This window comes from Pseudomonas sp. NFACC24-1 (assembly GCF_900115235.1).
Taxonomy (GTDB): domain Bacteria; phylum Pseudomonadota; class Gammaproteobacteria; order Pseudomonadales; family Pseudomonadaceae; genus Aquipseudomonas; species Aquipseudomonas fluorescens_AA.
On sequence record NZ_FOVS01000028.1, the window covers coordinates 63,469 to 77,480 of the forward strand.

The following is a 14,012-nucleotide window of genomic DNA, read 5'->3' on the forward strand; positions in this document are numbered from 1 at the left end:
CCCGCGAAGGCGTAGTGTCAGGCAACTCATTCGTTAACTGATACACCGCTTTCGCGAGCAAGCCCGCTCCCACAGAGGGTTGTGTGTTCTGATGGATCAAGCCGCCGGCTGATCCAGCTCCAGCCCCACGCCCAGACGACGGGACATGCACGGCCAGCGCTTCCAGGCCGCGCCGGTTTCCGGGCTGCTGAGCTTCTCGCGGTAGGTTTCTACCGACTCCAATGCAAACGTCTCGTCGTTGAGCATCTCATCGAACGTGTGATGGACCACTTCATCGAGTTGGTTGGCAAATGCCTCACCGATCAACTGGTGGGCGATCAGGTTGGCGACCGTCATGTCCAAGGGGATCAATGGCTGGCCGAAATGCTTGATGTACAGGTCGTTGACCTCTTCGACGAACCGATGGGCCAGGTAGGCTTCGTCCAGGAGGCTGTCGAGCCCGACATGCCCGGCCATGATGGTCGGCGGCTGGAGGAAGTACTGTTCGGCAATCTTCAATACCGGTTTGATCTGCGACTCGATACCCGCCTCCCTGGCGACATCATTGGCTGCATCCAGCAGGTCGGGGACTTCATCAATGTAGGCGGCGACAAAACGCGCCAGGACGTCGTTGGCGTCCGCGTCCGGCAATTGAATGGCTCGGTGCAGGTTCGGCAGTTGGGCCGTCAACTGACGGCTCAACTGGCCGGTCTCGGCTTCGTGTTGTTGGGCTTTTTGGATCTGCTCGCGCAATGCGGCGGTGTTCATGACAACTCCAGGAAACAAAGGCAAAGAAATAGGGAAGACATAACTTAGCTGGCCCAAAAACACTCCTAAGACCTATTTTTCATAACCGCCTCATCCTTGCTGCGGCGCAGTTATATCGGTTTGCCATTACTCAGGCTCGCATCCTTCTCCATTCGTGGGCTCTAGCGCAAGCCCCGGCTGTTTCAAACGATTTACGCCATCGCGTTGCGAGGTTGCAGGTGCTGTCTATACTCGGGTTGGAATGGAGTTAGCTGATGACACCCGATTGCATGTGCAGCAAGGCGCGGCGGTTCAAGTTGGTAGTCTGAAGTAGCCGATCCCTTGCCGCAGGCGTTACGCCTACGGGATAACAAGAACGATAAGGGGAACCCGCAATGACGCGACATCCACACGTATGGATGGGCCTCCTGTTGTGGTCGATTTTCAGCCAGGCACAAGCGGCCTGGACTGTGAATATGGCGCCTGGAGCCACACAGATCAGCAACGCAGTGTTCGACCTGCACATGACCATTTTCTGGATATGTGTGGTCATCGGCATCATCGTCTTCGGCGCCATGTTCTGGTCGATGATGATGCACCGCCGTTCAACCGGCCAGAATGCCGCGCACTTCCACGAAAACACTCGCGTCGAAATCCTCTGGACCATCGTGCCCTTCGTGATCCTGGTGCTGATGGCGATTCCCGCCACCGCCACCTTGATCAAGATGTACGACTCCAGCGAGTCGGACATCGATATCCAGATCACTGGCTATCAATGGAAATGGCACTACAAGTACCTGGGCCAGGACGTCGAGTTCTTCAGCAACCTGGCCACCCCCGCCGAACAGATCCATAACCAGAGCGCCAAGGGCGAGCATTACCTGCTGGAGGTCGACAAGCCGCTGGTGCTGCCGGTCGATGCCAAGGTGCGCTTTCTGGTGACCTCTGCCGACGTGATCCACTCCTGGTGGGTGCCGGCCTTCGCGGTCAAGCGCGATGCGATCCCCGGGTTCGTCAACGAAGCCTGGACCCGTGTCGACAAGCCCGGCCTGTACCGCGGCCAATGCGCCGAGCTGTGCGGCAAGGACCACGGTTTCATGCCGATCGTGGTGGAGGTCAAGAGCAAGCCCGACTATGAAAAATGGCTGGGCGAACGCAAGGCCGAAGCCGCGCAGCTTAAAGAGCTGACCAGCAAGGAATGGACGCGCGAAGAACTCGTTGAGCGTGGCGACAAGGTCTACCACACCACCTGCGTGGCCTGTCACCAGGCCGAAGGCCAGGGCCTGCCGCCGATGTTCCCGGCACTCAAGGGCTCGAAAATCGCCACAGGGCCCAAGGCCGATCACCTGAACATTGTCTTCCACGGCAAACCCGGCACGTCCATGGCCGCGTTCGGCAAGCAGCTGTCGGAAGTCGATATCGCCGCGGTCGTGACCTATGAACGCAACGCCTGGGGCAACAACAAGGGCGACATGGTTACGCCTAAAGAAGTGCTGGAACTCAAACAGGCGGAAAGCAAATGAGCCGGCCTGACGTGTGTTCCCGTAACCGGTCGGGGCTCATCGCCCCGCGCCGTCCAGCCCACTCGTTCGAAGGAGACAGGACATGAGTGCTGTGATCGATGACCACGGTCATGCCGGCGCCGACCACGCCCACGGCCCCGCCAAGGGCCTGATGCGCTGGGTGCTGACCACCAACCACAAGGATATCGGCACGCTGTACCTGTGGTTCGCCTTCTCGATGTTCCTGCTGGGCGGCTCGTTCGCCATGGTGATCCGCGCCGAGCTGTTCCAGCCCGGCCTGCAGATCGTGCAGCCGGAATTCTTCAACCAGATGACCACCATGCATGGCCTGGTGATGGTCTTCGGCGCGGTGATGCCAGCGTTCGTCGGCCTCGCCAACTGGATGATCCCGCTGATGATCGGCGCGCCGGACATGGCCCTGCCGCGCATGAACAACTTCAGCTTCTGGCTGCTGCCGGCGGCGTTCCTGATGCTGGTGTCGACGCTGTTCACACCGGGGGGCGGGCCGAACTTCGGCTGGACCTTCTATGCGCCGCTGTCCACTACCTATGCGCCGGAAAGCGTGACGTTCTTCATCTTCGCCATCCACCTGATGGGCATCAGTTCGATCATGGGCGCGATCAACGTGGTCGCCACCATCCTCAACCTGCGCGCCCCCGGCATGACCCTGATGAAGATGCCGCTGTTCGTCTGGACCTGGCTGATCACCGCGTTCCTGCTGATCGCGGTGATGCCGGTGCTGGCCGGCTGCGTGACGATGATGCTGATGGACATCCACTTCGGCACCAGCTTCTTCAGTGCCGCCGGTGGCGGTGACCCGGTGCTGTTCCAGCACGTGTTCTGGTTCTTCGGTCACCCCGAGGTGTACATCATGATCCTGCCGGCCTTCGGTGCCGTCAGCTCGATCATCCCGGCGTTCTCGCGCAAGCCGTTGTTCGGCTATACCTCGATGGTCTACGCCACGGCCGCCATCGCGTTCCTGTCGTTCATCGTCTGGGCGCACCACATGTTCGTGGTGGGCATTCCACTGGTGGGCGAGCTGTTCTTCATGTACGCCACCCTGCTGATCGCCGTGCCCACCGGGGTGAAGGTGTTCAACTGGGCGAGCACCATGTGGCAAGGCTCGCTGACCTTCGAGACGCCGATGCTGTTCGCCGTGGCGTTCGTGATCCTGTTTTCCATCGGCGGTTTCTCCGGGCTGATGCTGGCCATCGCCCCGGCGGACTTCCAGTACCAGGACACCTACTTCGTGGTGGCGCACTTCCACTATGTGCTGGTGCCCGGCGCAATCTTCGGGATCTTCGCCTCGGCCTACTACTGGCTGCCGAAATGGACCGGCCACATGTACGACGAAACCCTCGGCAAACTGCACTTCTGGCTGTCGTTCATTGGGATGAACATGGCGTTCTTCCCGATGCACTTCGTCGGCCTGGCGGGCATGCCCCGGCGGATACCCGACTACAACCTGCAGTTCGCCGACTTCAACATGGTCTCGTCCATCGGCGCGTTCATGTTCGGCACCACGCAGATCTTCTTCCTGTTCATCGTGATCAAGACCATCCGTGGCGGCGAGCCGGCACCGGCCAAACCGTGGGATGGGGCCGAAGGGCTGGAGTGGAGCGTGCCGTCGCCGGCGCCGTATCACACCTTTACCACGCCGCCGGAAGTGAAATGAGATGACACAGAGGACCTGTGTGGGAGCGGGCTTGCTCGCGAATCAGACGACGCGGTCTAACAGAAACACCGCGTCATCGTTCTTCGCGAGCAAGCCCGCTCCCACAGGGTTCGGTGCAAGGAGCCGCATCCATGGCTGATTCGATTTCGATGAAAAAACTGGTCACCCGCCTGCTGCTGGTGGTGGTGGCCATGTTCATCTTCGGGTTTGCCCTGGTGCCGATCTACGACGTGATGTGCAAGGCGTTCGGCATCAACGGCAAGACCGCCGGGCAGTACGAAGGCGAGCAGACCGTCGATGAATCACGCCAGGTTCGCGTGCAGTTCCTGTCGACCAATTCGGTGGACATGCCCTGGGACTTCTACCCCAAGGGCGACCAGTTGGTGGTCCAGCCGGGGGCGGTGAACGAAATGGTCTTTGTCGCCCACAACCCCACCGACCGGCCGATGAGTGCCCAGGCGGTGCCGAGCATCGCGCCGAGCACCGCGGCGGCGTATTTCCACAAGACCGAATGTTTTTGTTTTACCCAGCAAGTGCTGCAACCCGGCGAACGCATCGAAATGCCCATGCGCTTCATCGTTGACCGGGACATGCCCAAGGAAGTGAAGCATCTGACGCTGTCCTACACGCTGTTCGACATCACCGCTCGTCATCCACCGGTGGCTTTAAACACTGACCGATAGCGTGCCCGATAAGGAGAACAATAAATGGCAACTCACGAACACTATTACGTTCCGGCCCAGAGCAAATGGCCGATCATCGCCACGGTCGGGATGTTCGTCACGGTGTATGGCCTGGCGACCTGGTTCAACGACCTGAAAGCCGCCCGGCCCGAATCCCACGGCCCGCTGATCTTCTTCGTCGGCGGCCTGCTGGTGGCCTACATGCTGTTCGGCTGGTTCGGCGCGGTGATCAAGGAAAGCCGCGCCGGGCTGTACAGCGCCCAGCTCGATCGCTCGTTCCGCTGGGGCATGAGCTGGTTCATCTTTTCCGAGGTGATGTTCTTCATCGCGTTCTTCGGCGCCCTGTTCTATGTGCGCATGATCTCCGCACCGGGCTTGGCGGGTGAAGGCACCAAGGGCCTGTCACACATGCTCTGGCCGAGTTTCGAGTTCGCCTGGCCGTTGCTGAACAACCCCGATCCGAAACTCTTCCCGGCGCCCAAGGACGTCATCAGCCCCTGGGGCTTGCCGCTGCTCAACACCATCTTGCTGGTCAGCTCCAGCGTCACGGTCACCATCGCCCACCATGCCCTGAAAAAAGGTCATCGCGGCGCGCTGAAGATCTGGCTGGCCATCACCGTCCTGCTGGGTTGTGCCTTCCTGGGCTTCCAGGCCGAGGAATACATCCATGCCTACAAGGAACTGGGCCTGACCCTGGGCTCCGGCGTCTACGGCGCGACCTTTTTCATGCTCACGGGCTTTCACGGCGCCCACGTCACCATCGGCACGATCATCCTGTTCGTCATGCTGATGCGCATCATGCGCGGGCACTTCGACAACGAGCATCAGTTCGGCTTCGAGGCGGCGAGCTGGTATTGGCACTTCGTCGATGTGGTGTGGATCGGCCTGTTCATCTTCGTCTACGTGCTCTGAAGCAAACGCTACCAGGGCGCGTGGGACACCAACTGGCCGCTGAAAAAACCCCAGGCGATCAAGCCGACGGTGGCGGCGGCCAGGCTGACCCGAATCGCCAAGGCGATGACCAGGCGATTGGAACTGCTGTCGTCCTTGACCAGAAAAAACAGACCGCTGAACAGGCTGGCAATCGTGGCAATCAGCATCAGGACGATGGCTGCTTTTAGCATCAGGAACACTCCGGGGGGACGCGATGCACGTGAGTATAGCTATCCCGTTCGACGGCTTTCGGACGGCGCCATGAAACACTTTCGGCCGGGCATCCTGCCGTCGCTGGTGGTCGCCATCCTGGTGCCGGTGATGGTGTGCCTGGGGTTCTGGCAACTGAGCCGGGGCGAACAGAAACGTGTGCTCATGGAGAGTTACGCCGAGCGCCGCGTGGCGCCGCCGCTGGACAGCACCGAGCTGTCGCACACCACCGATCCGGCCTTTCGAGCGGTCATGCTGCAGGGCCAGTTCGATGCAGAGCACAGCCTCCTTCTGGATAACCGCCAACACGACGGCAAAGTCGGCGTCGAGTTGCTGCAACCGTTCCTCGACCACCGCACCGGGCTGTGGCTGCTGGTCAATCGCGGCTGGTTGCCCTGGCCGGACCGACGCACCCCGCCGGTCTTCAACACGCCGGAAGCACCGGTGAGCCTGCAAGCCTGGGTCTATGTGGCCCCTGGCGCGACGTTCCAACTGCACGCCGATCCGGCCGGGGCAGCATGGCCGCGAACGGTCACCGCCATCGAGCCCGACAAACTCTGGGCCGACCTGGGCCGCAACGGCTTCGCCTATGAAATGCGCCAACAAAGCGGCCCCGGCGCCTACCGGACCGATTGGCCGGTGGTAGCCATGGGCCCCGAAAAACACCTCGGTTATGCCGTGCAGTGGTTCGCCATGGCGGCGGCCCTGTTCGGCCTTTTTCTTTATCTCGGATGGCACAACGCAGGGAGACACCATGGGAAGCACCATGAATCCAACCAACACGTCTGAGGCGCCCGCGGCACACAACCGTCGCAAGGGCCGCGTGCAATTGCTGCTGATCGTGCTCGGGGTGATCGGCCCGATGATCCTGGCCACCGTCATGTACAAATTCCAGTTCTGGGTGCCCGACAGCCGCAGCTACCACGGCGAACTGATCGGCACCGGCCAGACCCGCGCCGAAATTGGCGTGCAGGCCGATGAACAGCGCTGGCAGATCCTGGTCACGGCGCCACAGGAATGCTCGGTGGATTGCCGACAACTGGTGTACCTGGCCCGGCAAGTCCAGATCAGCCTGGGCCGCGAAGCCTCTCGCGCCAGCCATGCCCTGGCGGTGGCGCAACCGTTGGACGCCGAGTACGACGCTCAACTGCAGCGCGAATACCCGCAATTGCAACGCTACCCACTGGACCTGCCGGCCTATCAGAAAGGCGCCCAGGGCTCCGGCGGTGCGCAGCTGTGGATCATCGACCCCCACAGCAATCTGGTGCTGCGCTACGACGCCCGGGTCAAGGGCAAGGACCTGCTCAACGACCTGCGCCACTTGCTGAAACTGTCGAACATCGGATGAGGGCATCGACATGGCCAAACCAGGATTTCGCCTCGCGCTGTTTGCCACGCTGCTGGCACTGATCGTCGTATTGCTGGGCGCCTACACCCGGCTCACCCACGCCGGCCTGGGTTGCCCGGACTGGCCCGGTTGCTACGGGTTCATCAGCGTGCCCAAGAGCGAAGCCCAACTGGCCCATGCCGAGCTGCACTTTCCCGACACCCCGGTGGAAGCCCACAAGGGCTGGAACGAGATGGTCCATCGCTACTTCGCCGGGGCCCTGGGTGTGATGATTACCGTACTGGCCGCCCGGGCCTGGATGAACCGCCGTCACCCCGGCCTGCCGCTGAAGTTGCCGCTGTTCCTCCTGGCGGTGGTGTTCGCCCAAGCGGCGTTCGGCATGTGGACCGTGACCCTCAAGCTCTGGCCCCAAGTGGTGACCGGGCATTTGCTGGGCGGCTTCGCGACGTTGAGCCTGCTGTTTTTGCTTACGCTGAGATTGTCCGGCGTACTGCCAGCGCTGACCGTGCCCAAACGCCTGCAACACTGGGCCACCGCCGGGCTGCTGCTGGTGATCGGCCAGATCGCCCTCGGCGGCTGGGTCAGCTCCAATTACGCCGCCGTGGCCTGCATCGATTTCCCCACCTGCCACGGCCAATGGCTGCCACCGGCCGACTTTGCCAACGGCTTCCACCTGACCCAGCACATCGGCCCCAACTACCTGGGCGGGCAACTGGACAGCGACGCCCGCACCGCCATCCACCTGACCCACCGCATCGGCGCCTTGCTGGTGACCGTGGTGCTGCTGGGGCTGGCCTGGCAACTGAAAACCGTCGGCATGACCCGCCTGGCCGGCTTGGTGTTGATCGCACTAGGAGCGCAAATCACCCTGGGCATCAGCAACGTGCTGTTCCATCTGCCGCTGCCGGTGGCCGTGGCCCACAACGCCGGGGGTGCCGCGTTGCTGCTGACCCTGGTATTGGTCAACTATCACGCCCGTACCAGCCTGGTCCGGGTCAAGCATCAAGTCCCGCTGCGCTGGCGGTTCAACCCGCATAAACACAGCGCCAGCCCCATAACTATAAAAGGAGAGATGCCATGGCAACCTTGACCGGTGAACGCCACAGCCAAGCGATCTGGCGCGATTACCTGGAGCTGACCAAGCCGAAAGTGGTGGTGCTGATGCTGATCACCTCGCTGGTGGGCATGTTCCTCGCCACCCGCGCCGGCGTACCGTGGACGGTGCTGGTATTCGGCAACCTGGGCATCGCCCTGTGTGCCGGCGGCGCGGCGGCGGTCAACCATGTAGTGGACCGGCGCATCGACGCGGTGATGGCCCGCACCCATAAACGCCCCTTGGCCGAAGGGCGGATTTCCCCAGCCGCCGCCCTGACCTTCGCCCTGGCCCTGGCCGTGATCGGCCAGGCCTTGCTGCTGGCCTTCACCAACCCGCTGACCGCCTGGCTGACCCTCGCCTCACTGCTCGGTTATGCAGTGGTCTACACCGGCTTCCTCAAGCGCGCCACGCCACAGAACATCGTCATTGGCGGCCTCGCCGGCGCAGCGCCACCGCTGCTGGGCTGGGTGGCGGCCACCGGGCATGTCAGCGCCGAACCGCTGCTGCTGGTGCTGATCATCTTCGCCTGGACTCCACCGCATTTCTGGGCCCTGGCGATCCACCGCAAAGAGGAATACGCCAAGGCCGACATCCCGATGCTGCCGGTGACCCACGGCGAGCACTACACCAAGATCCATATCCTGCTCTACACCCTGGTGCTGCTGGCGGTGAGCCTGATGCCGTTCGTGATCCATATGAGCGGGATGCTCTATCTTGTTTGCGCGCTCGTACTGGGCGCCCGGTTCCTGCAATGGGCCGTGGTGTTGTACCGTGGCACTCGGCCGCACGCGGCGATCAACACCTTCAAGTACTCTATCTATTACTTGTTCCTGCTGTTCATCGCCCTGCTTGTAGATCATTACTTACTGTTGAGCCTATGACTCGAACCCAGAAAACCGTCTTCATCCTCGTGGCCGTGATCGCACTGATCCTCGGCCTGACCATCAACAAGGTGCTGTCCGGCAAAGGCCAGGGCGACCCGACCGCGCTGATCGACGCCGGCATCATCCTGCTGCCCCAGAGCCGCAACCTGCCGGACGTGAAAATGACCGACCAGGATGGCCAGCCTGTCGAGATGGACGGGTTGAAAGACAAATGGAGCCTGCTGTTCTTCGGCTACACCTTCTGCCCAGACATCTGCCCCACCACCCTCGCCCAACTGCGCCAGATCAAAAGCGAGTTGCCGAAAGAGGCTGTGGATAAGTTGCAGATCGTACTGGTCAGCGTCGACCCGAACCGCGACACGCCCAAGCAGTTGAAGCAGTACCTGGGGTACTTTGATCCGCAGTTCATAGGGCTGACGGCTTCATCGGTTGAAGACCTGCAGAAACTGGCGAATGCGGTGAGCATTCCGTTCATTCCGGCGGATACCAGTAAGCCCAATTACACCGTCGACCACAGCGGTAACCTCGCAGTGATTGGCCCGGACGGTACTCAGCGTGGGTTCATTCGGGCGCCGTTAAACAACCAGACACTGGTGGCGCAGCTGCCGGAGATGCTCAAGCGTAAATAGCGCCTCCAGGAGCATGCCGCTCCGCTAAGCCATGCCCATCCCTTGTGGTGAGGAAGTCCCCTTGTGGCGAGGGGATTTATCCCCGCTGGGCTGCGCAGCAGCCCCCAAAAGGCTGAACACGATCAACATGGCACAATGCGATGACTGGATCAGGGCAATGGGCCTCCTGCCCCCAATCTCTCTGTGGGAGCGGGCTTGCTCGCGAATGCGGCGGGTCAGCTTGCATCAATATTGAATGTGCCGCCCTCTTCGCGAGCAAGCCCGCTCCCACACCGGGTGTTGGTGAACACAGCATCTGCAACAGCCCCCAACCCCTGTGCGAGCTTGCTCGCGATGAAATCGACTCGGTTCCAGACCAAAACAAGTCTCCCGCATCGCCGGCCAACCCTGCTCCTACAGACCCTGGCTACACACCTCCACCAACCCACGCATCCTTGCGCCTTTACCTACAACTACGCCAGAATCCGCCCGCTTGTGCGCCTTGTCCTGGGGTTCTATCGTTTCCTTGCCACTGCCCATCAGTGGTCGGGTTTAGTAGCCCGGTTAAGGATACGGTCGCATGAGTCTCATCAGTCGGGCATTGCCCGCACTCGATGGTGGCTGTGCGCATGGCGCCTTCGGGCGCGCCGGGTTTTCCGTTTTCTTACCGGTCTACTAACTTGCGCACAGCTGCCTCCCTTTCGTTTAGTAGCGAGACGGTAGCGGCCTACTAACAAAGGAAACGTGAAAATGTTCAAAGCTACTCCAAATCCCCCAGATGCAGACCCCACCCCGCAATCCGCAAAATCCAAAGCCAAGCAGCAAGACGAAACCACCAAACGCGTGCTCGATCACTACTTGCTGCCGAAATCGGAAAAATCTCAAGACGACCCCAAACCGGGCCAGCTATTCACCGTCGTGAAAGGCCTCGATAACGAATGCTTGCTCGCCAACCTCAGTGAAACGCTGGCGTCAGCCGATGCCATGGTCGCTGACCTGGCGTTCGACCTGAAAGGCTCACGACGTCATTTGGCAATGGGGATTCAGCAGCTGATTGAGCTGAGTTCGTTGTTGGCGAATCGGGTGCTGGATAACGTGGAACCGCGGCAATAGGATTTATTTCCCAGCGGAAAAACCCGACGTTCTGCGTCGGGTTTTTCTTTTTGCCTCCGTCCTAGAATGGCTGAAATCGGCCAAAAGCAGCCGGTTGCGCCGTTCATGAAACTCCCCAAGCAGACACTAACCTGCGAAGCTTTAAGTCGGCACGACTTTTCCCGCAGGCTCCCAGGGCTGATGGGTTGAATCGTAAGGATCTCTCATGGTGAGGGCAGACTTTCACCATTGGAATGATCTTCTGGTCGGACAGTTTCATATTGCTTGACTTCATGAGGCGAGCCTGAAGCGGTCTCAATAACAGCAACCGTTTCTGGATATATTTTGGTCTTTGATAAGTTTCGATAGCCAACATTCAAGCCGCCACTGTCACTTGTGAGGTCGATTGTTAACCCCAACGTTTGGGCGCTCGTTGTGGTCGTGTTCAGGTCATTGTGCGACCTCATCATCATAAAGCCGACATGATATTCATCCCCATCGTCACCCATATAATGCAGCGAACATGCTCCCTGCATCATAATTGCGCAATATAAAATAAATTTAGTTAAGACATCCTGCATAAGATTGGTCGCCACCGTTAAGACTCTTAGCCTCTTGCGCAGCCTTTATCACAGCCGCCGAGCCCGTCGCAAAAGTATATCGACTTCTGATTCCCTCTATATTGGTTTTAGGCGCTACTGTTTCTCCGTCAGTAGTGTTCACAGATACGCTTGCATACACCGCGCCTACAGTGTTGTTGACGATAGGAATCCTAACCCCAACCCCTCTCTTATAGCCAAAATTAATTCCAGTTGCCGTTGCGCCACCCCAGCTTAGATCTAAGAAAGACCAAGAGCTGTATGTGCCAAATATTATGGGGCCAACTGCTGGTGATTGTGCATCTTGCGATTGAATTGCGACGTTGCCACCAGATGCTTTATTTTTCATGGCTGCACATTTGGCGGCATCGCCAACGGCTACCACTTCTTGAATTACAACGTCGGTATATGACATATCTAGATCAGATGTTCCTAGCACGTCAAATGCTGTGCCGTCCTTCTTTGGTGGAGCTATATTCAGCGCTACGTTTTTTGCGCCGATGCCAGCACCATCGCTCGATGCGTCTATTCCAACACGAGTATAAGTGCCAAAGTAAAGAGAATCAGTGCCGCATCCAGCCAGCATCAATACCAACGTTCCAATCGGGACTAGTGCTTTCATGCAAGTCCTCCTACTTTCATTTAAACACATGCGCACCAACTTAATTAACGCCATTCTAATTAAGCAAGGAACCATCTAAAGAAAACTTTCGAACTCCTCGACTGCATCCTTGCGGAGCCATTTATTGATTTCCTTACGCTTTATCGGCCCGTGATGGTTCACGGTAAAGCGAATAAGCCTCGCGCAATACTCAATAGCAAATTGGTGATTATCTTTTGCCACATGTCGAAAGGTCTCGCAGTCAGATTTACCAGAGACTGATATCAGTAATTGCTTTAAGCTAAGGTCAAATGACATTGAATTTCCAGAGCACTGGAATATCCCAGCTTCCTCTGTGCATGGTGTGTTAGATTCTGGATTGTTTCGGTCTACCCCTTCATTCCAATCCCACGAACTTTCAAAACCACCTAATACTCTCAACACTTCTAGCATTACAGCTTTTCGATGCTTTGTCCCACGCCACGGCCCTAAGTCGGAAACAACATTGGAGTAAATATCATGAGCACTATTTGGTAAGAAAATCTCATCCGGCGCACTTATCGCCCAATCTATCAACTCGTTGAGAAAGGCGTCAGGCGCAGTGCCGCGATTCTTGACTATTTGCTTGCATGCAGCAAAGTCTCTACTCATAAACCACCCCTGTAAAGAAGACCACTTATTAAGAGCTCTGCCGACCTCAGTTACAGTCCTAGCTATAACAGCCCCGCCGCGACTGTGTTAATTGGAAATATTTACAGCACGCTCAATGGCAAAACCAGCTACTCAAACTTTAGATCCCCGTTGTATTGAGTGCTATGCCCAATGCAGAATGCGAGCTAAATAGGACGCCTGAATTAGAAATTTAGCCCTTTGACAGAGCTTAGCTGCATTTCCATGGTCTGCTTCTGGCCCAGCCTGTGTAAAAACACTTTCGTGTAGATTCAGCAACAAAATCGGTGAAAAACGCGAGCTCCTACAAAAAAACTAGGTCCTGACTACCGAACGCTGCAGATCGAACGCACAAGAAATGCCTTCAAAATTGCGTCTGCGTTTTTACACAGATTTGGATCGAAGTGGCCCCTGCATCGTAGGGGCTCAGCACTGTATCCTGCCCAGGTTTCGTCGCTACCAAGGGTCGTATAAGGGGACCGTATAAGGGGACGGATTTACTTCTGATACACGTGGGATGCAATTTCGCAAACAGGATTTTGGGTGGGTCACCTTCACTGGAACTGGATGCCAGCATCACTGAAACACACACCCACCGTCAGGCACAGGCTAGCGGGCAGCCAAGCAGGATGCACCGACCGCTGTCGCCCGGCGTAACTGCGACATGACGTTCCCCGCCGTAATCACCGCCGTAGGCGACATTGGGCAACTGCTCGCGGCCAGCGCCTCTGCGACCCAGGTATTGCAGGTATAAAACAGCGAATAGCTACCCTCGGCCTGGTAGAACCGGCTCTCTCCATACAGCCCAGGCCCGAGCACCACCAAGGTGCCCGTCGCTGAGTGGGTGAAGGTCCCGGCCACGAACGCGAGCAGTCGTTGGTAGCCGTCCCCCGTCACCCGCACTTCGATGACCTCGCTTGCGGCGAAACGCCGCCTGGGGTCCCCGTCAGTCTTGACCGCATGCAGCACGGTTGCCGTCGACCCGAACAAGGCTCGCAGGGCGAGGCTCAAGGTGGCCTGTGGGGCTCGGTAAAAATCCTCGTCACCCCAACCGAACTCAACGAAGTCGCCGTCGCTGAACGCTTCGGCCAGTGCGGGAAGCACCTGAAGTAGATCGGGGCGCGCAATGACCAACCCGGTATGCAGGCCATGATTCACTACATAGAAGGACCGCCAATCGCCACCCGCGCCCCTCGGCGGGTTCGACGTGGTAGCGCAGCAGAACAGCGTGAGGACCAAGGCCAGCACTACAACGCTGTTGTTCGAATGCAGATCTATGCCACAGAATTTCATCACGGCCTCCTCAGCAAAAGTCTAAGTTCGCACCTTGAATTTTGCGCCACCTCTGTGAGGTGGGGAGGCCGG

At 58.8% G+C, this 14,012-nt stretch carries 16 protein-coding genes; 10 read left to right on the forward strand and 6 right to left on the reverse strand.

The features are described from left to right. Positions 1-96: 96 nt before the first annotated feature. Positions 97-747 carry a hypothetical protein gene (locus BM317_RS22790; protein WP_092167711.1) on the reverse strand — a complete coding sequence of 217 codons (651 nt, stop codon included), beginning with the start codon at positions 745-747 and terminating at the stop codon, positions 97-99. 374 nt (positions 748-1,121) lie between these two features. Here BM317_RS22790 and coxB point away from each other — a divergent pair, with 374 nt between their 5' ends. From coxB to BM317_RS22810, 4 genes are all read left to right on the forward strand, one after another. Continuing rightward, on the forward strand, positions 1,122-2,249 hold the full coding sequence (coxB, locus tag BM317_RS22795; RefSeq protein ID WP_092476353.1) for a cytochrome c oxidase subunit II: 1,128 nt from the start codon (positions 1,122-1,124) through the stop codon (positions 2,247-2,249). A gap of 82 nt (positions 2,250-2,331) precedes the next feature. Next, a complete protein-coding gene (ctaD, locus tag BM317_RS22800; protein WP_072411169.1) occupies positions 2,332-3,924 on the forward strand; it encodes a cytochrome c oxidase subunit I in 1,593 nt (530 codons plus the stop codon). 131 nt (positions 3,925-4,055) lie between these two features. Continuing rightward, positions 4,056-4,607: a cytochrome c oxidase assembly protein gene (locus BM317_RS22805; protein ID WP_092167719.1), complete on the forward strand. Its 552-nt coding sequence runs from the start codon at positions 4,056-4,058 to the stop codon at positions 4,605-4,607. Positions 4,608-4,631: 24 nt separating this feature from the next. After that, positions 4,632-5,519, forward strand: coding sequence for a cytochrome c oxidase subunit 3 (locus BM317_RS22810; protein ID WP_092334162.1), 888 nt, complete (start codon positions 4,632-4,634; stop codon positions 5,517-5,519). Between the two features lie 8 nt (positions 5,520-5,527). Here BM317_RS22810 and BM317_RS22815 read toward each other — a convergent pair whose 3' ends face one another. Further along, entirely contained in the window at positions 5,528-5,731 is a 204-nt protein-coding gene (locus BM317_RS22815) for a twin transmembrane helix small protein (protein WP_014335867.1), read from the reverse strand. Positions 5,732-5,801: 70 nt separating this feature from the next. On the opposite strand from BM317_RS22815, the gene BM317_RS22820 reads away from it, so the two are divergent. The 6 genes from BM317_RS22820 to BM317_RS22850 all read left to right on the forward strand — a co-directional run bounded on the left by BM317_RS22820 (position 5,802) and on the right by BM317_RS22850 (position 10,799). Then, positions 5,802-6,539: an SURF1 family protein gene (locus BM317_RS22820; protein WP_092476356.1), complete on the forward strand. Its 738-nt coding sequence runs from the start codon at positions 5,802-5,804 to the stop codon at positions 6,537-6,539. Next, complete coding sequence (locus BM317_RS22825) at positions 6,505-7,098, forward strand: hypothetical protein (RefSeq protein ID WP_092168001.1); 594 nt, start codon at positions 6,505-6,507, stop codon at positions 7,096-7,098. Before BM317_RS22820 ends, BM317_RS22825 begins: the two co-directional genes overlap by 35 nt. 10 nt (positions 7,099-7,108) lie before the next feature. Continuing rightward, positions 7,109-8,188 (forward strand): COX15/CtaA family protein, encoded by a 1,080-nt coding sequence (locus tag BM317_RS22830; protein WP_092476358.1) that lies wholly within the window; start codon positions 7,109-7,111, stop codon positions 8,186-8,188. Beyond that, entirely contained in the window at positions 8,176-9,075 is a 900-nt protein-coding gene (gene cyoE, locus BM317_RS22835; protein ID WP_072347596.1) for a heme o synthase, read from the forward strand. The genes BM317_RS22830 and cyoE overlap by 13 nt, the downstream gene beginning before the upstream one ends. Further along, complete coding sequence (locus tag BM317_RS22840) at positions 9,072-9,707, forward strand: SCO family protein (protein ID WP_092476361.1); 636 nt, start codon at positions 9,072-9,074, stop codon at positions 9,705-9,707. The genes cyoE and BM317_RS22840 overlap by 4 nt, the downstream gene beginning before the upstream one ends. A gap of 729 nt (positions 9,708-10,436) precedes the next feature. Further along, positions 10,437-10,799 carry a DUF6124 family protein gene (locus BM317_RS22850; protein ID WP_092476366.1) on the forward strand — a complete coding sequence of 121 codons (363 nt, stop codon included), beginning with the start codon at positions 10,437-10,439 and terminating at the stop codon, positions 10,797-10,799. A gap of 203 nt (positions 10,800-11,002) precedes the next feature. Here the strand turns inward: BM317_RS22850 and BM317_RS30375 are convergent, their stop codons facing one another. The 4 genes from BM317_RS30375 to BM317_RS22860 form a co-directional block, all read right to left on the reverse strand. Continuing rightward, positions 11,003-11,374, reverse strand: a complete 372-nt coding sequence (locus BM317_RS30375) for a hypothetical protein (RefSeq protein ID WP_139236057.1) — start codon at positions 11,372-11,374, stop codon at positions 11,003-11,005. Beyond that, positions 11,340-11,999: a hypothetical protein gene (locus BM317_RS30380; RefSeq protein WP_139236058.1), complete on the reverse strand. Its 660-nt coding sequence runs from the start codon at positions 11,997-11,999 to the stop codon at positions 11,340-11,342. The genes BM317_RS30375 and BM317_RS30380 overlap by 35 nt, the downstream gene beginning before the upstream one ends. 75 nt (positions 12,000-12,074) lie before the next feature. Further along, positions 12,075-12,629 carry a hypothetical protein gene (locus tag BM317_RS22855; RefSeq protein WP_092476369.1) on the reverse strand — a complete coding sequence of 185 codons (555 nt, stop codon included), beginning with the start codon at positions 12,627-12,629 and terminating at the stop codon, positions 12,075-12,077. 627 nt (positions 12,630-13,256) lie between these two features. Beyond that, on the reverse strand, positions 13,257-13,940 hold the full coding sequence (locus BM317_RS22860) for a DUF2459 domain-containing protein (RefSeq protein ID WP_092476371.1): 684 nt from the start codon (positions 13,938-13,940) through the stop codon (positions 13,257-13,259). Positions 13,941-14,012: the final 72 nt, after the last annotated feature.